We start from the raw sequence: 20,797 nt of genomic DNA on the forward strand, positions 1-20,797 counted from the left end.
TGCTATGCATTTTGGTTTTTTAAGCTATACTAAAGCTGATGTCCTCTGACAACTCGTTACAAAAAATAGCAAGCAGTTCAAATTGTTTGCATAAAAAACGTTTTAATATCCTTATATATATTTGAATTATTACAAAGAGATTGACTATGCAAAGTAATAACCCAATTTTAACGCGTGCGGAAACGTATGCAGATTATGAACAGCCAATGACTGTACAAGGCGCAATTCAAAAATCAGTTTTATTGACTGTTATTGCGGCCATACTCGGTGTTGGAATTTTTTTCTATAGCTTTACCACAATGAATGTTGGAATTGCCTATGCTGCCGCAGTGGTCGGTGCAATTGGTGGTTTGATTCTTGGATTGGTTGCTACATTTAAGCCGAATACGGCACGTGTTTTAGCTATTCCTTATGCGTTCTTTGAAGGTGCATTTTTGGGTGGTGTTTCAGTGATCTTCCAACTGAAGTTTCCGGGCGTACCATTACAAGCACTTTTAGCTACATTTATCACAACTTTAGTGATGTTTGGTTTATATAAATTCCAAATTATTCGTGCAACTGAAAAATTTAAATCTATTGTGATTTCAGCATCTATCGCAATTGCATTGGTTTTTGTGGTGCAGTTCATTATGCGTTTGGCTTTTGGTTCAAGCATTCCATTCTTATTTGAAAGCAGCATTTTAGGTATTGGTTTTGCTGCATTTGTTGCAGTGATCGCATCATTGAACTTGATTCTTGATTTCGATTTGATTGAATCTGCTGCTGCACAACGTGCACCGAAAGCTTATGAATGGTTATGTGGTATTGCTTTATTGGCAACATTGGTATGGATGTACTATTCATTCTTACGTTTATTGAGCTTGTTGCAAGGTGATGATTAATCATTCCCTTTATATAGATTGATAGATTTGAAAAGGCGCACTCGATTCAGTGCGCTTTTTTTATGTTTTTAGTAAACTTTTAAAAAAAGATGCATTATGCAATTTAGTTATGGGTCAAGACTTGGCATTATGCTTACAAAATTGATCAGGTGAGAATTTCATGGCACAAGGACTATTGGCAGGTAAACGCTTTTTAATCGCGGGTATTGCAAGTAAATTATCCATTGCATTTGGTATTGCTCAGGCATTACATCGTGAAGGTGCAGAACTCGCATTTACTTATCCAAACGATAAACTAAAAAAACGTGTAGATGATTTTGCAGAACAATTCGGTTCTACTTTAGTTTTCCCTTGTGATGTTGCTGTGGATGCTGAAATTGACCATGCATTTGCTGAATTAGCGAAGCATTGGGATGGTTTGGATGGTGTTGTACATTCAATCGGCTTTGCACCTGCGCATACACTTGATGGTGATTTCACGGACGTCACAGATCGTGAAGGTTTTAAAATTGCCCATGACATCAGCGCTTATAGTTTTGTTGCTATGGCACGCGCAGCAAAACCTTTATTGTTGGCTCGCCAAGGCTGTTTATTGACTTTAACTTACCAAGGTTCAGAGTCTGTTATGCCAAACTATAATGTTATGGGTATGGCGAAAGCATCTTTGGAAGCAGGGGTACGTTATTTAGCATCAAGCTTAGGTGCTGAAGGTATCCGTGTAAATGCAATTTCAGCAGGTCCAATCCGTACTTTAGCGGCATCTGGGATTAAATCTTTCCGTAAAATGTTAGATGCTAATGAAAAAATTGCACCGTTAAAACGTAATGTTACGATTGAAGACGTTGGTAATGCAGCCTTATTCCTATGCTCACCTTGGGCAAATGGGATCACTGGTGAAATTCTATATGTCGATGCTGGTTTTAATACAGTCGGTATGAGCCAGTCAATGATGGACAGCGAATAGTATTTAGTCTATATAACAATTTGAATTAAAAATATAAATCTCAACATTAAGCATTTAATGTTGAGATTTTTTTACAAATTTTAAAAAATTAACCGATCAATAAACTAGGATTCAATCGTTTTTTTTGATTAAATATTCATAAATATTAATATTATTTTAAGTTTGATAAGAAAATGAATTTTGCCAATATATTTTCGGCTCTGCAACACCTTGGATTGACTGCGCAAAAACGAGCCTTGCATATCCAATTTAGCAATACAGACTTAAACAACCAAGTCTTCTTACAACGTATCGATGGACAACATGGTCTAAACCAAGGCGTGTCTATTGAACTGATTTGCCTTGCCACCTCAGCAACGATTCCGCTTAAACAATTCATTGGTAGCCAAGTAGCGATTGATCAAGTCACAGATCATGGACAACTGTTTCGTAGCACTGGGGTGATTACTGAGGCCGCACAAGGGCAAAGTGATGGTGCACTAACGCTATATAAACTCAAACTCGAAGATGCCACTTCACTATGGCATAAACGCCGTAACAGCCGAGTGTTTATGAATAAGTCGGTTGTGCAAGTCATAGAAACCCTCTTTAAAGAATGGCAAGACAAAAGCCCACTCTTTGCCTCCAGTCTAAGCCTCGATAAAAGTGGTCTTAAAAAAGATTACGATATTCGACCATTCATCATGCAGAGTAACGAAAGCGATTATGCATTTTTAACCCGCCTGATGCGCAGTGAAGGGATCAACTGGTTGATTGATGAAGCGCAATTGATTGTGCCTAGTTCTGCGACTCAAATTCAGCCACAAAAACTGCGCTTGGTGGATGACAATAGCGAATATAAAGCGCTAGAACGAAGAAAGATCCGCTTCCATCGTAGCAGTCCCACAGAACAACAAGACAGCATCACCAGCTTTATCGGACAACGTAGCTTACAATCCACCGCTGTCCACGTACAACGCTGGCAAGCAGATGTGTTAGAGCAAGAAGAGGGTGCAGGCAGTGTTCAAAGCAAACACCAACACAGTCAAAATCAAAACAATGCCAGTCTCGGTTTAGAACAAGCTTGGCATATCAGTCCGGCATGGATTCAAGACCTGAATGGTGAAGATCAAGCAACTGCTTCAAATAACAATCAGATTGAAAAGATTAACCAAAACCTCAGTCATTATTACGATGCTCAATCCAAACAATTTGTTGCCAACTCCACTGTACGTGATGCACAAGTAGGTTACTGGTTTGAGTTAAACGAACACCCAGAAATAGACCAACACAGTGGCTCAGACAAAGAGTTTCTGATTACGTCAAAGACATTCTATAACCAGAACAACTTACCCAAAGACCTGAGCGAACAAATCAATCGCTTGCTCCAACAAAGCAACTGGGTAAACGAAAATAAAGCAGACAACAGCAACAGTGATGAACGCCAAGCCAATCAATTGGTAATACAACGTCGTAATATCACCACTGTTCCTGAATACCATCCACTACAACACCGCCCGAGTACCCATCCACAACGAGCCAAAGTGGTTGGGCCAAGTGGAGAGGAAATTCATGTGGATGAATGGGGACGTATCAAAGTTCGCTTCCTATTTACCCGCAATGAAGATCACAGTCATGATGGTGGAGCAGGGAGCAATGACAACGACACTGATTCTGCTTGGGTGGATGTACTGACCCCGTGGGCAGGTGAAGGCTATGGTGCGCGGTTCTTACCGAGGATCGGCGAGATTGTGGTGATAGATTTCTTTGATGGCAATATTGACCGACCATTTGTAGTGGGGCGTATCCATGAAGCGCAACGAAGTCCAACTAAATTTGATGACAAAGGCCAATTGCCTGATACCAAAAAACTGGCGGGGATCAAAAGTCGAGAAGTTAAAGGCAGTGGCTACAACCAACTTAGATTTGACGATACCACAGACCAAATCAGCAGCCAGCTACAAAGCAGTCACGGTGCGAGTCAACTTAACCTCGGTAACCTGAGTCATCCTAAAGAAACCGATACCAGTGAAGGGCGAGGCGAAGGCTTTGAACTAAGAACAGACCAATGGGGAGCAGTGCGTGCAGGACAAGGTTTATTGCTGAGTACCCATGCTCAAGACTCAGCTTCAGGTAACCATCTCGATGCGACCGCCGCGAAAAGTCAGTTAGAAAGTAGTCTAAATAATTCCAAGGCCTTAAGTGAAGTTGCCAAGAACCAGCAAACTGACCCTTTGGAGGTGTTGGAAAGAATAAAAGGGTTTATCAATACACTAGACCAACAAGATCCGAAAAAAGCAGATGCATTTAAGTCTGCGGTGATGATGTTGGCTTCCCCTAATTCGATTGCGCTTGCCAGTAACGAAGATATTCATCTTTCAGCAGATGGGCAAATCAGTCATACCGCAGGCGACAGTATCAACCTAAGTACACAAAAGGCTTTGATTGGGCATGCCAGTGCTAAGATCAGTCTTTTTGCGGCACAGGAAGGAGCAAGGTTATTTGCAGGGAAAGGTAAAGTTGAAATCCAAGCACAAGGCGATGGTGCGGATTTGATTGCACGTAAAGGTATTCAAATTATCTCTACTGAAGAAGCAGTTTATATTACCAGCCCGAAAGAGATCAGGCTGATAGGGGATGGTTCTGAGTTAAAGATCAATGGTACAGGGGTATTTTCAACTACAGGTGGTTTGTTTGAGGTGAAGTCGGGACAACAGAAATTTACCAGTGGTGCGAAGGTTGAGATGAAATCTCATGAATTCAAAGAAACACCTTGTTATTTAACTTATGAAGCAAAAGATTTATTTGGAAATCCATTAGCGAACAAAAAGTACTTAATGATTTTACAAAATGGTGAGGTTATACAGGGTATTACAGATAGCCAAGGAAAAACTAAAAAAGTAACAACAGGGTCACCAGAAAATATTTCTATTTATATAGAAGATGAAAATATTAATAGCTACAATTTGAAAGTAGAGGAATAAATTATGGGAGGCTTTCCATTAAAAAATAATCAAAATAAAGACATTTTTAAAGCTAATCTACAACCAAAAAATAATAAACTTATTTTGGTTGTTAAAGATAATGTGGGAAACTCACTTGCAGGAGTAAATTATAAGCTCATCGTAAAAGATTTAAGCTCACTAGGTGGAGGTACATTAGCTCAAGACTCTTTTTCAACGAATAGTAAAGGAGAGACAAGAGCAATATATTTTGATGCTTATTTAAATGCAGAAGTGACTATTTGGGTTAATGGTAAGAAGCCTGAGACAAGAGACGGGAAAAATGGAATTTATAGAATAAATGCTGAAAGTTATAGCTATATTGATACGAGGTCAGTATTTAATCAAAAGCTAGATTTAAAGCCTATAAAAAAAGAAACAGTTACTGTAGAGAAAAAAATTGAGGTATTACAAAAGGCCTTTGTTTTATATCAGGTTTTTATGAGACTGGGTGGAAAGATAAAATATTTCCCCAAAGGTGGTTATAGAATATTTAATGAAAAGAATGAAAGATTGGATGCTTCATCAAAACAAATTAAACCAAGTGTATTGAATGAAAAATCGATATCCAATCTTTTGTATACCGACAATAAAACCTATATCGAATTTGATCTGAATGGGCATAAATTTAAATCCCAATTAATGGCACCTTTGGTTGCTTCAACCAAAGGGAATTTCCATGCTTTTGAAATTAAATTGAGTAGTACCACTACAAATCCTAAAGAAACTTATACAGCGAGCTTAGGCGCTAAAACAACGTTACCAATAATCATTGTTCCAGAATCTAATGAAATTTATATTTTACCGATGGATGTTTTTAAGCCATTTGATAAATTGACTAAAGATTTTGAGAAATCTATATCTTCAATCTATAAGAATAAAAAGGATTTAGAATTACAGCTTGAGTCTAGAAGCCCATCTGACATTAAGAAAATAGAAGAAAGACTGGGTATTGCGAAAAAAGAAGCACTAGATAAAATTAATGGAGAATTTAAAAATAGTGCAGAAATTCAAGAGGTTCTTGTAATAGAGGCAAGTGGAAATTCAAATGGGAATCCGGATATCTTAAGAAGATATGCCAACAGGCGTAGAATTGAAGAGTTAAGAACTCAAAGGATAAATAAAAGCACAACTAAAATAAAAATTACCAGTGATACAGGGGCAAATGCCAGAGAAGGAACAGATGAGATAAGCACATCGAATCCCCAAGAGTTTAATAATAGCTTAAAAAAGTTTATCAATGGTGTTGGCATTGAATTAGCAAATTACAAATCAAAGTCAGCAGATGAAAAAAGTATCCGAGACTTGTATTTACCTGTGTTGGGACGTGTTGGTGGAGAGTACTCTAATCAATATAATATGATGAGTGAGAATGATGAACTCACTGTTGATGCTCAGTGGATGAGGTTCGTCGGTACAAATGGCACAGAAGCGACTCTTAACCTGTCTAAAGAGCATTTACACGGTAAGGCTGAGGCGAAGGCGGCTGCAAAATTTGTATTATTTGAGGGACGAGCAAATTGGGACTTTTTTTGGCCATCTAAATACGGTTGGAGTATTGTTTTTGATGATGGAGATCCCATTGCGACAATTCGAGTTGTTGCAGGTGCAGCATTACAAGGATTTGCAGGTGCAAATCTAGCAATTGCAGGTCAAATGGGTGTCGCGATTGGTAACGTTGCAGGCTATCAAAAACTACAAGCAATTTCACATGATCCTAAAAAATCGATGAAAGATGCAGTAGATGCAGTAAAAGGCTTAAAAGTAGAAGTTAAAAGCAATGAAGATATACCTCCTGATGTGCTAAATAAAGCTCAAGTCGAAGTCAAGGCTTTTGCTGGCGCTCAGTTAGCACTCACTCCAAAAGTTGAATTGCAGTGGTTTAATGCAAATGGCAATCCTCGTGAATCAAGTGGAGACCCTAAGTTTGAAACATTAGCAAAAGCCGCGGTCACTGCTGGAGTCAGTGGGGGGGCAGGAGCTGAATTTAATTTTTATATGTATATTCATCCGAATGGCTCGATAAGAATTAAATTGGCTGCCCATTTATGTTATGGGGTTGGGGCAAAAGGTGCGGTTGATTTAGAAGTCAATCCTAAAGATTTAGTATCTTTAATGCTGTTTATCAAAAAGAATTTACTTAAAATGGGTTTTATGCATTTGGCCTATATTGCTGATAATTTATTTATACAACTCTCTCAACTTTTTGCGATGCTCGCAGCAAATAATGATTATGCAATTTTAAAAAATTATTCAACACAATTAAATAATATGTCAAAGTTCTTTGTAAATGTGTCAGTGCAGTTTGAAAAATGGCTTTCATCAATAAAAGAAGATGAAGCAAAACTAGCATGTGCTCAGAACATTAATAATAACTTACAAACACTGATTGGTTTAACACCCAATTCCAAAGGGATTTTGGTATATTCATTATGCCATTGGAGTACGCGCTGGGCACATTATGATGATTTTCCAAGTATAGATTGGGATGGTATTCACTATTTAGACCAACGAAAAACAGCAATTGTTAATATTTTTAAATCAACATTGCATGTAAATGAATGGAAAAATATTATAGAAAGAGTAAATCAACAAGGTAAAAAAAATACTGGAAATACCAAAAATCTAGAAAGACATATTATCAACTTTTTAGCCAGCGGCTTAAACCTAGTAAGGTTTCAAATAGATAATATTGTTTTGGCTTTAAATAATAATACAGAATATACCGGACCTACCAATAAATGGATTAAAGACTTTATAGAAGCAAGAACGAGTTTGGAAGGTATTAAGACATGGCCTTTACCACAAATTGCTTATAATCAGGATGATAGTATTTTTAAGCAAATTAAACATATGCAGGGATATGAAGAAAATAATGAAATTATATATTTGGCGAGCACCAACGATAAACCATTATTCTCGGAATCTGATAATGATACATATTTAACTTAAAAAGTATTAAGGATTTTAGGGCATAATAAATATTTCCTAAAATCCTTTTATAGTTAAAATTTTTTTTGAAAAATATGAGCTAAGCCTTTAGATGAATGGGGCTATGGCTAATCTTATTTTTGTATTGGATTGGGGCTATTGGCCGCACATCTAACAGAGGTAGTATAGTAGGATAATTCATCATTTGGCTTTTTAGGTTCCATGAACATTCTTGAAAAAGTAAAGCCAAAAGCAGTCCGAATCATATATTCATCATTAATATTGGTACTTCTAAGTACTTTTGCAGTACCTGTCTCGGGCCCTTTGGGGTTTTTTTCAGGCGATTTTGAATAATAGTCAGGTGCATACCAGTCAGCGACCCATTCTAAGTTTTCATTGATTAAATCGTAAAAACCTAATGGAGTAGGCTGATGGGCACCGAGTTGAGTGATGAGTATTATTGAATTCTCTGCAACAGTTTCTGTGAATGCTTGTTGTTGTTCATAACTATTAAAGTTTTTACCATATTCTACTTTACCATTATCGGTGGGATAGACCACTTGTTGTCCACGGTTACGAGCAGCATATTCCCATTGTGCTTCAGTTGGTAAGTCCATTGGCACATTTAATTGTTGACCTAACCATTGACAATAGTCGCGTGCTTGATACCAATTAAGCCCTGCAGCTGCATCTTTATATCTTTTACCTTGTAAATCAGGATCATTCATAACTTTGGGTTGCCCTGTTGCTGCACTATAAGTGTCTAAGTCTTCATAACTGGACTTATAAGCATTTAGGCTATAACTATCTAAAGTGACTTTGTGTAAAGGTTTACTATGTCCATCGCCATCAAAGGGTAATTTTCCTTTATTCACGAGTTCACCGAAGTCCCCCATCATAAACGTTCCACCTTGTACAAAAATCATATTCTTTTTGGTTTTGTCTACCAGTGTTTTAATTCTTTGTTGTAACTCAAGATCATTTTTTTCATTGGACTTTTGAGCTGTTGAATTGGTATGTGTCTCATTGGTTGTTTTTGCACAAGCAGATAAGGCTAAGCTCGAGAGTAAAATAGCGATTATATTGTGTTTCATCATTTTTTAAATAAGACTATCAGTATTTTAATTTTTATCTTAACTGCTAATTTGCACGATATAAAGGTTGATTCTGTTAAAAAATATAAAGGTCAAACGAGCTTTGAGTTTTATAACAAAGATAATTTAGGATAAAGGTGTAGGGCTATTGGCAGCACATCTAACTGAAGTAGTGTAATAGCGAGAAAAATCCTTTCCTTTTAAACCAGGTTCTTTAAACATTCTGGAAAATGTAAAACCAAAAGCAGTACGGATCATATATTCATCATTAATATTGGTACTTCTAAGTACTTTTGCAGTACCTGTCTCGGGCCCTTTGGGATTTTTTTCAGGCGATTTAGCATAATAGTCAGGCGCATACCAGTCAGCGACCCATTCTAAGTTTTCATTGATTAAATCGTAAAAACCCAATGGAGTAGGCTGATGGGCACCGAGTTGAGTGATGAGTATTATCGAATTCTCTGCAACAGTTTCTGTAAATGCTTGTTGTTGTTCATAGCTATTAAAGTTTTTACCATACTCTACTTTACCATTATGGGTAGGGTAGACCACTTGTTGCCCACGGTTACGAGCAGCATATTCCCATTGTGCTTCGGTTGGTAAGTCCATAGGTACATCTAATTGCTTGCCTAACCATTGGCAATAATCACGAGCTTGATACCAATTCAGTCCAGCCGCTGCATTTTTATATCGTAGATCTTGCAAATCAGGATCATCCATAACTTTAGGCTGTCCTGTTGCTGCGCTATAAGTGTCTAGGTCTTCATAACTGGACTTATATGCATTTAGGCTATAACTATCTAAAGTGACCTTGTGTAAAGGTTTGCTATGACCATCGCCATCAAAAGGTAAATTTCCTTTATTCACGAGTTCACCGAAATCCCCCATCATAAAAGTTCCACCCTGTACAAAAATCATGTTCTTTTTGGTTTTGTCTACCAGTGTTTTAATTCGTTCCTGTAACTCAAGATCATTTTTTTCATTGGACTTTTGAGTTGTTGAATTGGTATATGTCTCATTGGTGGTTTTTGCACAAGCAGATAAGGCTAAACTCGAGAGTAAAATAGCGATTAAATTGTGTTTCATTATATTGTTTTAAATTATGGAGTTGATTAAATATAAGTCAATCATAAGATAAATTGAAGCTTTCGGAAAGAGCGTTTGTGTTATTCAAATAGTAATTTTAAAAAAAGCCCCTCAGGGCTTTCTCATCTCAACACATTCTTAAGGTAATTGCTTAATCGGACTGCCACCCAAAGCTTGCATCAAAGTGACATAAGCATTGTATTGGCTTTGCTTGGCTTGGACTAAAGACAAACGAGCACTACGTGTGGTTTCTTGGGCATCCAAAACATTTTTTAAAGCAATTGCACCATTACGATAACGTACATTGGTCAAACGTTCTGTTTTTTCCGCAAGTTCCAAGTTCTTTTGTTGAAAGGCGACTTGTTTATCTAGCTCAGTACGATTCGACAATGCATTTTCAGTATCTGCAAAAGCTTGGTATAAGGTATTGCGATATTGAACAATGGCTATTTCATAGTCCAGTTCACTGATCTTTAAATTCTTTTGCATATCATTATATTGTAAAAACGGCAGGCTTAAGCTTGCGCCTAAAGTCAGTGCAGGATTTTTCAATAAATTTGTCAATGATGTGCTGGTTGAACCTAAATTCCCCGTCAAACTGATTGAAGGATAATAGCTGGCTTTGGTGGCATCTTTGGTCGCCAAAGATTCACGTAAACGCAATTCGGCTGCTTTTAAATCTGGACGGCGCGACAAAATATCTGCCGGTAAACCCGCTGAGATATTGGGTAGACTGATCTGCGGTAATTGCTGTGGTTCTTGAATATTTAACTGTTGCACAGGTATTTGTAATAACACGGCCAAAGCGGTACGTGTTTCAACACGTTGCTGTTCAATCTGACTTAAACTGGCTTTTTGGCTTTGTACCGATTGCTCAGCTTGGGTCAAATCTAGTCCTGAAACTGCGCCAGCACGATATTGAGTACGCACCAATTCAAAGGTTTTTTGAGTAGCAGCTAAGCTCTGTTGGGCAGAGCTATAGCGTTCATTTAAATAACCCAATTGCCAATATAAATTTGCGGTTGTGGCAATTAAGGTCTGCCCAGTGGCTTGTAAGTCTTGTTCAGTGGCTAAAGATTCCCACTTCGATGCTTCCGTTTGACGCGCCAGTTTACCAAACAAATCCACTTCATAACTGACACCCGCACTGAGAGATAGACCTTTGGCAGCATCATCACCTGAATTGAGGTCAAAGCTATGGCCTGTAGATACCCCTGAATTAACACGAGGACCTTGTTGGTCTCGCGCTAAGCCAGCTCTTAAACGGGCTGTTTGTAAGTTAATCCCTGCAACAGCCAAATCAGCATTGCGTTGAATCACTTGATTGACCAGTTGATTTAACTGAGCATCACCAAATAAGGTCCACCACTGATCTGCATATAAATCTGCCTGAACGTGTTTAGATTTTGCATTGTCATAAACAAAACCATTTGGAATTTGCACAGCAGGGGCCTCGTATGGGGTTTTAACCACAGCCGCACAACCGACCAATGAACTCCCAAAAATCAAGGCGCTTGCAAGTTTGCTTAAATTCATTTGCATTAATAATTTCCTTATTCTTCGGTTATTCACGCGAAAGTGCATCAACAGGATTGAGCTGTGCTGCATTACGAGCTGGGATAAATCCAAATACCACACCAATCAAGGTTGAACATACAAATGCCGCAATGATAGAGGTGCTTGAATACGCCATTTGGAAACTGCCTTTCGCAATATGTCCAATTAACTGTCCAATGCCTAAAGAGAGCAGAACCCCTAAGATACCGCCCAAAATACACACCAAAACAGCTTCGATCAGGAACTGTTGCAGAATGTCACTTTGCCGAGCACCTACAGCCATACGCACACCGATTTCTTGGGTTCGCTCGGTCACAGACACCAACATGATGTTCATTACCCCAATACCACCGACAACCAATGAAATCACCGCAATAGCTGAAACCAGTAAAGTCATAGTTTGTGTGGTCTGTTCAATGGTTTGACGAATACTGTCAGAGTTTTGAGTAAAGACATCTTGTGCGCCATGACGTTGTTCCAACAAACTTAAAATGGCATTTTCAGCAACCGCAGTTGGATATTCATCTTTAATACGCACGATGATGCTACGAACATTGGATTGTCCTAACATTCGGCTCATGACGGTTGAATAAGGTAGATAAACATTGAGACTGTCTGAGTTGCCCATAAAGCCTTGCTGTGCATCAATCACACCAATGATTCGGCTTGGAACACTCCCCAATAACAGCACTTGCCCTACAGGGTTAGTGCCATCTGCAAAGAAGGTCTTTTCAGTATTGGCATCAATCACCACATCCTGCGCTCGCCCAGTGATACTGTTTTTATCAAAAGCTTGCCCAGATTTAAAGGTCATACCACGCACATAGAAGAAATCAGCACTGACACCATTGACGGTTGCAGAAGCTTCGGTGTCTTTAAAACGCGCTGTTACGCTACTATTGACTGTTGGACTGACTGCTTCGACATAAGGTTGCTCTGAGAGTGCTTCAGCATCTGCTGGAACCAAGGTTTTAAACTGTGCTGTTTTCGAGTTATCACCAAAGCCACGTCCCTGAAAGACGGTAATGGTATTGGTGCCTAAACTGCTGATGTTATCAAGAATCTGCTTTTGTGAGCCATTGCCTAAAGCCACTACCGAGACCACAGATGCAATCCCGATAATAATACCCAGCATGGTTAAAAAGGTACGCATACGGTGGGCATTCATTGCCAGCAAGGCCATACGGAAGGCTTCTGCAAAACGATCTAATGCAGAACGCCATTTAGATGACTTTTTACGATTCGATTTAGGTTCTGGATCGACAACAATATCAATCTCATCATCATGTTCGGGAACATTTGGCTTATCCGCGATGATGTTACCATCACTGATTTCAATGATACGTGTCGCATTTTTTGCCACATTCATATCATGGGTAACCAGAATAATGGTATGCCCTTTAGCATTGAGCTCACGCAAAATACGCATAACCTCAACACCACTGTGCTTATCCAGTGCACCAGTTGGCTCATCCGCAAGGATGACATCACCACCATTCATCAAAGCACGTGCAATTGAAACACGCTGTTGTTGTCCACCCGAAAGCTGATTTGGACGGTTTTCAGTTTTTTCACCGAGTCCTAAGTCAGTCAAGATTTCATGTGAACGCTTTTGACGCACACTCGGATCCATACCAGCATAAATCGCTGGGACTTCAACGTTTCCTGCGGCATTTAAATCACCCAATAAGTGATAGCGCTGGAAAATAAAACCAAAATATTCACGGCGTAATTGCGCGAGCTCATCGGGTTCAAGTTGACCTGTTTCACGTCCATTGACTTGATAACTACCTGATGTAGGTTGATCCAAACATCCCAAGATATTCATCAATGTCGATTTACCCGAACCAGATTGCCCAACAATAGCAACCAGTTCACCAGGGTAAATTTTAAGGTTAATACTCTTTAAAATCTGAATAGTGGATTCACCCGCAGGGAACTCACGAATCAGATTACTGACCTCAAGTAGAGGTTTGATCTGATGATTGTTCTGATCCATGCTTAGAGTCTCATTGGGCCACTGTTTTTATTGCTTCGTTTTGCAGAGTCATTGGATGTATCTGAACCATCTGCTAGTACAACTTGATCACCTTCATTGAGGCCACGCAGTACTTGGGCGGTTACACGGTTATTTAAACCAATTAAAACTTGTTTACGTTGAGCACTACCATCCGCCTGTAAAACGCGAACAATCGAAACCGAAGCTTTACCTTGATCAATCAAAGTCTTTTCATCTGCTGTGAGTTCAAGACGTTCTGGGCGATCAGCAGCATTTTGTCCATTTTTATTTGCTTGACCTTGAGGTGCAGATGCTGAACGAGTTGAATTTGCACCAGATGCGCCATTTGCGGATTTATTGGCACGTTGTGGACGGTTTGAGGACTGTAATGCCGCAGCAGGAACAGTCAGTGCATTTTTGGCTTCAGCAAGAATGATATATACCTGTGCGGTCATATCAATTCGGAGTTTGCCGTCATCGTTTGGCACATCGAATAGGGCATTATAATAAATCGCTGTACTTGTTGATGATGAAGATGAGTTGCTTGATGTTTCAGTATTAATTGATTCTGGTGCAGGCTCTACTTGACGCAGTGTTGCATAGCGTTTTTTCTCACTATCACCCAGTGTAGTGAAATAAACTTTTTGACCTTCTTGAACTTTCATGACATCTGCTTCAGACACTTGTGCTTTGATGGTCATGGTGTCCAATTTTGCAAGTTTCACAATAGTCGGTGCACTTTGGTTGGCGTTTACCGTTTGACCTTCTTCGGTCACAATGGCTACCACGGTGCCGTCCATAGGTGCAACAATACGGGTATAACCTAAGTTTTCTTGTGATGTTGCAAGTGTAAGTTTGGATTGCTCAATTTGTGCATCCATCGAAGCAATATCAGCTTGTGCAGTTTTAAATGCGGCTAAGGCACTGTCATAATCTGCTTTAGAGGTTGCATCTTGTGCAAACATATTTTTTTGGCGGTTATATTCTGCCTCAGCTTTGGCTAAAGTCGCCTGTTTGGTTGTCAACTGAGCCTGTTGATTTTTAATACTTGCTTCAGCTGTTTTTAAATCGTTGCTTTGACGCACTGAATCAATTTGTGCAATCAGTTGACCTTGTTTAACTTGGTCACCCAGCTTGACGTACATTTTTTTAACTTGACCCGAAACCTGCGCACCAACGCTCACCATCTTGGTTGCTTCTAAATCACCTGTTGCAAGAACTGCATCTTCAATATCACCACGTGTGACTTCTGAGGTTATATACTGAGGTTGTGTATTTTTAGGCTTTAATACATACCATGCGATTGCGGCAATGATGGCAAGACAAACCGCTATAAGAATGGCTTTGGCTGGTTTTATTTTTGGCATAGCGATAATTGGGCTGAGAGAAAAATTGATCAAATTATAATGATTAAATAAGGATAAAGCGTGAATTTTTTAAAATAAATGGAAATGAGAATTATTCTGCATAATATCTATCTAAGCATTGATAAATAAAGTTTTTCCACATAATTCAGCAATACATTGTTGAATGATATGTTCTGGACTTTCTTTACTGAGTCCTTTGATTGCAGCATCTACACGCAATAACAGTTGTGGCCAAGTTAAAAATGAATGTGGATTTAAGCGTCTAAGTGCTTGTTGGTACAAAGAAATCTTGGTTTTCCAAATACCGAGCTGTAAGGCATTTTGTGGTTGTTCATACAACTGCATCAAAAGACGCATTTCTTTACTAATTGTCCATAAAATTAAACTGTTGGGTTCGCCTGACTCCACAAGATATTGGAAAATTTTAATCGAAAGTGCCAAGTTTCCAGCAATCAATGCATCACTTAAATCAAAGGTGCTATAACGTGATTGATCCTGTAAACATTCTTGTAAATGTTCAATTGAAATCTGTTTTTGATCTGGGAAGGTATCGGCAACACGCATCAGGCTGTTTTTGGCAGCCAAAAGATTATGTTCATGATGTTGTTCAAGCCAGATCCAGGCATCTTGATTTAATTGGACACCGAGCTGATCTGCTTCGATTGACAATATTCGTTGACGGTCTTGCGGGTAATTTGCGGTTAAAGCAATCACAACACCATTGGCTTCAACTGTTTGAAAGAAACTTGACTTTAGACTACTTGAGTCTTGTTTGGGCATAATGATCACAAGCAAGTTGTGTTCATTATGTTGAATATAGTGTTTGAGTTGTTTGAGTCCATTGGCATCGGGTTTGATATTGCCATGGACTTCAAGTGCAAGATTTTGAGAAAATAAAGATAAGCTATTCAACGCATTAAAGACATTTTTCCAGTCGGAAACGCTATTGAGATCATAGCGTTGTCTTTCTACTTCATGTTTTGCCCAGCTTTTTCTTAAAGCATCGAGTAGGTTTTGTTCTAGAAGTGGTTCTTGACCATGTAAAATCCAAACACCTCGCGCTTCATCAACACGTTTAAGGGCTTGTAAATAGTCAAGTTTCATAGGATTATTGCGCTACAGGTTGGGTCGAAAGAGTACGTGCTTTAGGTAAGCGATTGGCTGCAATTTGACGCGACATTTGTTGTGCAATGTCATCAATCAAAATTTGGCTCAGATATTTATATTGTTGATCATCTGTGTTGACCGTTGCAACATCATATTGATAACTACGAGATGCATTTAAGGTCCGAGGTTCAGTAATCGGATTCCCTTGTTTATCTTCAATCTGGAAAGTAACACTTAGACGGAGTAGTGTTTCTACCAATTTACCATTTAACTCATGACGAACGGGTTTGTAGTCTAATACTCGTAATACATAAGCATCACTTGAATTACTCAGTTGGACACCTGTCGCGGTTAAATAAACACTGAGTTTCTTTTCAAGATCTTCAGTATTCGCTGGTAACACCAGTTGTAATTTGGTGTAAACCAAAGGCGTTGCTTGGGCATTGGTGCCCTTTAAATGAAAGCCACAACCTACTAAGCCCGCACTCAGACCCAAAGTTAATACAACTGCAGCAACACGTTGAACTAAATGCATGCTTTGTCCTCATGAAATTCCATTGGATATGGAATATTTAATCTTTATAAATTCACGCCATTTTAGAATCAAAGCCCGTTGAATGACAACGGGCTTTGTTTGGGTTTTGTTTATTCTACTAAAGTCCCTTCTCCCTTAGGGCATAGGTATCTACACAATTAAATCTATTTAAGTTAAATTGGAGAGCATGCTCTCCAATTTAACATTCCACACTTAGATAACCGATTAGTTAAACGCTACGGACGTCTTGTAAAACTTAATATGAATCCACTTGCTTCATTAGCCCCAGCGCTTAAAGATATTGCTTCTACCCAAAAGACTAGCTTTGCTACAACCCAAGCAGTTTGGCGTTTCTTAAATAACGAAAACGTTTCATTTCAACAACTCAATCAGCCTATTCAAAAACTTGAGCTTGAACAAATCGCTCTATCGAATCACCACTATGCCTTAGTTGCTCATGATTGGTCTCAACTACAATATTTCAAACATAACAACAAGTTAAATAGATTCAAAAGAACACATGCAAGTGACAAAGGCTATGAATTACAAAGCAGTTTATTAATTGATGCTGAAACGGGTTTACCCATTGCACCATTAGATCAAACTTTATGTGATGCTACTGGACGTTATTCAACATTTACTGATGGGCATAAAATAAAAGAAACCCATTTAAATGCACTATGTGAACAAATCGAACATATTGAGTCTTTACCAATAGAAAAGAAACTCGTACATATTATTGATCGTGAAGGAGATTCAATTGCTCATCTTAGATTATTGAATCAACAAGAACATTTATTTCTTATTCGAGGTAAAGAAGGAAATCGTGTTGAATATCAAGGAGAAGATGTTAAGTTAAGGAAAGTGTCAGACCAAATACCAACTACACAAACCCATACAATTCAATATAAAGGGAATTGCGAACAACTCTATGTTGGTGAAACTCAAATCAGTATTACGCGTAATGCAAGACCAATGCAAAAAGATGAAACGGGAAAAAGAATTCCACCACAAAAGGGAAAGTCATTAACCGTTCGACTGATTGTAGTTGAAGTTAAAAATAAGCAAGGAAAATCACTTTCTCGTTGGAGCTTATTAAGTAATGTATCATCAGAAATACCAAGTATAGAATTGGTAACTTGGTATTACTGGCGTTGGAAAATAGAAAACTATTTTAAGTTGTTAAAACAGGCGGGCCATGACATTGAGTCATGGCTACAAACAACTCCGCAAGCGATATTAAGACGACTCTTAATTGCAAGTATGGCATGTGTATTAACTTGGCGAATACAGCGAGAAAATGATGAGAAAAATTCAAGAGTTAGAGTCTTTCTAACACGTCTATCAGGAAGGCAACAAAAAAGAGGAACAAGGGAAAGTGCTCCAGCAATCTTGGCTGGTCTGTCAATATTACTGAATACACTACAATTATTATCTGAACATTCGGTTGATGACCTTAAGCTGATTGCTGAAATTGCATTAGAGTCTCTAACAAAAGATGTGTAGATACCTATGCCCTTAGGGAGACGGTTAGGATGAGGGGAATGACCTCTCCCTAACCCTCTCCTAGAAGGAGAGGGGATTTAAGCAGGAAATTAAACCACCAAATTCACAAGCTTATTTGGAACCACAATTTCTTTCTTGGTTGGACCTGTTAAGAATTGTTGAACCTCAGGCAGCGCTTTAGCCAATGCCAATAATTCATCTTTCGATGCATCAACAGAGACTTCTAACTTGCCACGAAGCTTACCATTGACTTGAACTACGATGGTTTGTGTATTACGTGTTAATGCAGACTCATCAACCGTAGGGAACAGTACCGAAGTTAAATCGATATCAAACTCAGTCAATAAGGTCTGACTTAAGTGTGGTGCAAATGGTGCAAGTAAAGTCAGTAAAGTGGTAATCGCTTCACGTGCTACAGCAACATCGTTGTCATCTTTTGCTTCAAACTTATTGCTGGCATTGAGTAATTCCATCAAAGCTGCAATCGCGGTATTGAATGCATGACGACGTTCGATGTCATCACCCACTTTTTGAATCGTTTCATGGGTCTTACGACGCAGGTCTTGTGCTTCAGTGGAAAGTTTCGAAGCATCAATTGCTGTTGCATGGTTGCCTTTTTCAAGGAAACCTGCAACTAAACGCCATACACGTTTTAAGAAACGATTTGCACCTTCAACGCCCGCATCAGACCATTCTAAAGATTGATCTGGTGGTGCAGCAAACATCATAAATACACGTGCAGTATCCGCGCCGTACTGGTCAATAATCGCTTGTGGGTCGATACCGTTATTTTTCGATTTCGACATTTTCTCTTGACCACCAACCACAACGTCTTGACCGTCACCTGAATATTTAGCAGAAAGTACACGACCTTTCTCGTCTTTTTCTAACTCAATATCCGCAGGATTAAACCAAGTTTTTTTGCCACTTTCCGCTTCACGATAGAAGGTATCCGCTAAAACCATACCTTGAGTCAATAAGTTGGTAAATGGTTCATTGCCTTGTACCACACCCTCATCACGCATAAGTTTATGGAAGAAACGAGCATAAAGTAAATGTAGGATGGCATGCTCTACACCACCAATATATTGGTTTACAGGCAACCAAGATTTTGCAGCTTCAGGTTTAACTAAACCACCCGTGAAATCAGGAGAAGCATAACGTGCATAATACCAAGATGACTCTACAAAGGTATCCAAAGTATCGGTTTCACGACGTGCATCACCACCACAGCTTGGGCATTTTGTTTGATAAAATTCAGGCATTTTATTTAAAGGATTACCTGAACCATCTGGAACCACATCTGTTGGAAGAACAACTGGCAGTTGATCTTCTGGAACAGTGACTTGACCACACTTATCACAGTTGATCATCGGAATTGGACAACCCCAGTAACGTTGACGAGAAACCCCCCAGTCACGTAAACGGAATTGAACTTTAGCGCTGGCAAGACCTTGTGGTTCTAATTTGCTTAGGAATGCATCAAAAGCAGCTTGGAAGTCTAAGCCGTCAAATTCAGCTGAATTGACCAATTTACCTTCTTTAGAACCGTACCATTCTTGCCATTCTGACGCAGAATATTCAGCATCATCTGAGCCTTTGGCATCAATGACTTGTTTGATTGGTAAGTTGAACTTATTGGCAAATTCAAAATCACGCTCATCATGTGCAGGAACGGCCATCACCGCGCCTGAACCATATGACATCAATACATAGTTTGCGATCCAAACAGGAATATCTTGACCCGTAACAGGGTGTTTAACTAATAAACCTGTTGCCATGCCTTTTTTCTCAGCAGTCGCAAGATCCGCTTCTGCAACAGAACCCATACGACATTCTTCAATAAAGGCAGCAAGTTCTGGCTTGCCTGCTTCAGATTGAATCGCAGCAGCTTTGAGCGCTAGAGGATGTTCAGCTGCAACCGCAACATAAGTTACCCCCATCAAGGTATCGGCACGTGTGGTATAAACCGTTAAACCATCTGCATAAACTTCGGGATTTGCTGACGGGAAGGTAATGTCCATACCCGTTGAACGACCAATCCAATTGCGTTGCATGGTTAAAACTTGTTGTGGCCAACCGTCTTTTAATGTATCTAAATCGTCTAATAATTCTTGTGCATAATCGGTAATACGGAAGTAATACATTGGAATATCACGTTTTTCTACCAATGCACCTGAACGCCAACCACGTCCATTTTCAACTTGTTCATTTGCAAGAACAGTTTGGTCTACAGGATCCCAGTTTACTGTAGACAACTTGCGATAGATCAAGCCTTTTTTATAGAGCTGTACAAATAACCATTGTTCCCAGTGGTAATACTCTGGTGTACAGGTGGCAAATTCGCGATCCCAGTCGACAGATAGACCAAGTTTCTTCAATTGATCGCGCATATATGCAATATTTTCAAAGGTCCACTTTGCTGGTGCAACTTGATGAGCAATCGCTGCATTTTCAGCAGGTAAGCCGAAAGCATCCCAACCCATTGGTTGTAGCACAGTTTCACCTTTGAGACGGTGAAAACGGCTGATCACATCTCCAATAGTATAATTACGCACATGACCCATATGCAGTTTGCCGCTTGGGTAAGGGAACATCGAGAGGATATAACGATGTGGACCTTCTACAGTGTCGGCAACTTTAAACGATTTGCGATCTTCCCAGTCTTTTTGGACTTGAGGCTCAATCGCATTTGCTTGATATTCAGGGTCAATATGAGTAGTCATAAATGTATTTGAGAATAATGGTTAAAAAACTGTGCACACAGCATAGCGCAAAATCCATCTAAA

13 protein-coding genes are annotated in these 20,797 nt (G+C 39.1%); 5 read left to right on the forward strand and 8 right to left on the reverse strand.

The genetic code is table 11. The features are described 5' to 3' along the window. Window positions 1-146 precede the first annotated feature (146 nt). The 4 genes from F981_RS21815 (at window position 147) to F981_RS21830 (ending at window position 7,778) form a co-directional block, all read left to right on the forward strand. Entirely contained in the window at window positions 147-881 is a 735-nt protein-coding gene (locus F981_RS21815; protein WP_004725835.1) for a Bax inhibitor-1/YccA family protein, read from the forward strand. A 160-nt stretch (window positions 882-1,041) separates the two neighbouring features. Next, window positions 1,042-1,845, forward strand: coding sequence for an enoyl-ACP reductase FabI (locus F981_RS21820; RefSeq protein WP_004725837.1), 804 nt, complete (start codon window positions 1,042-1,044; stop codon window positions 1,843-1,845). A 173-nt stretch (window positions 1,846-2,018) separates the two neighbouring features. Next, the gene (locus F981_RS21825) at window positions 2,019-4,808 is read left to right on the forward strand and encodes a type VI secretion system Vgr family protein (RefSeq protein WP_004725840.1); all 2,790 of its coding nucleotides are present in this window, start codon (window positions 2,019-2,021) and stop codon (window positions 4,806-4,808) included. A 3-nt stretch (window positions 4,809-4,811) separates the two neighbouring features. Next, window positions 4,812-7,778 carry a hypothetical protein gene (locus tag F981_RS21830; protein ID WP_004725842.1) on the forward strand — a complete coding sequence of 989 codons (2,967 nt, stop codon included), beginning with the start codon at window positions 4,812-4,814 and terminating at the stop codon, window positions 7,776-7,778. A gap of 113 nt (window positions 7,779-7,891) precedes the next feature. Here F981_RS21830 and F981_RS21835 read toward each other — a convergent pair whose 3' ends face one another. The 7 genes from F981_RS21835 to F981_RS21865 form a co-directional block, all read right to left on the reverse strand. Then, window positions 7,892-8,851, reverse strand: coding sequence for a formylglycine-generating enzyme family protein (locus F981_RS21835; RefSeq protein ID WP_016539387.1), 960 nt, complete (start codon window positions 8,849-8,851; stop codon window positions 7,892-7,894). Between the two features lie 126 nt (window positions 8,852-8,977). Then, window positions 8,978-9,937: a formylglycine-generating enzyme family protein gene (locus tag F981_RS21840; protein ID WP_004725846.1), complete on the reverse strand. Its 960-nt coding sequence runs from the start codon at window positions 9,935-9,937 to the stop codon at window positions 8,978-8,980. A gap of 138 nt (window positions 9,938-10,075) precedes the next feature. Then, window positions 10,076-11,479, reverse strand: a complete 1,404-nt coding sequence (locus F981_RS21845) for an efflux transporter outer membrane subunit (RefSeq protein ID WP_004725848.1) — start codon at window positions 11,477-11,479, stop codon at window positions 10,076-10,078. Window positions 11,480-11,501: 22 nt separating this feature from the next. After that, on the reverse strand, window positions 11,502-13,493 hold the full coding sequence (locus F981_RS21850; RefSeq protein WP_004725851.1) for a MacB family efflux pump subunit: 1,992 nt from the start codon (window positions 13,491-13,493) through the stop codon (window positions 11,502-11,504). Between the two features lie 2 nt (window positions 13,494-13,495). Further along, window positions 13,496-14,860, reverse strand: coding sequence for a MacA family efflux pump subunit (locus F981_RS21855; RefSeq protein ID WP_004725852.1), 1,365 nt, complete (start codon window positions 14,858-14,860; stop codon window positions 13,496-13,498). A gap of 111 nt (window positions 14,861-14,971) precedes the next feature. Further along, complete coding sequence (holA, locus tag F981_RS21860; protein WP_004725854.1) at window positions 14,972-15,964, reverse strand: DNA polymerase III subunit delta; 993 nt, start codon at window positions 15,962-15,964, stop codon at window positions 14,972-14,974. Between the two features lie 4 nt (window positions 15,965-15,968). Then, window positions 15,969-16,502: an LPS-assembly lipoprotein LptE gene (locus tag F981_RS21865; RefSeq protein ID WP_004725857.1), complete on the reverse strand. Its 534-nt coding sequence runs from the start codon at window positions 16,500-16,502 to the stop codon at window positions 15,969-15,971. Between the two features lie 261 nt (window positions 16,503-16,763). On the opposite strand from F981_RS21865, the gene F981_RS21870 reads away from it, so the two are divergent. After that, window positions 16,764-18,008, forward strand: a complete 1,245-nt coding sequence (locus F981_RS21870; RefSeq protein ID WP_004725860.1) for a transposase — start codon at window positions 16,764-16,766, stop codon at window positions 18,006-18,008. 89 nt (window positions 18,009-18,097) lie between these two features. Here the strand turns inward: F981_RS21870 and leuS are convergent, their stop codons facing one another. Continuing rightward, window positions 18,098-20,734 (reverse strand): leucine--tRNA ligase, encoded by a 2,637-nt coding sequence (gene leuS / locus F981_RS21875; protein ID WP_004725861.1) that lies wholly within the window; start codon window positions 20,732-20,734, stop codon window positions 18,098-18,100. Window positions 20,735-20,797 lie beyond the last annotated feature (63 nt).

The organism is Acinetobacter guillouiae CIP 63.46 (genome assembly GCF_000368145.1).
Lineage (GTDB): Bacteria > Pseudomonadota > Gammaproteobacteria > Pseudomonadales > Moraxellaceae > Acinetobacter > Acinetobacter guillouiae.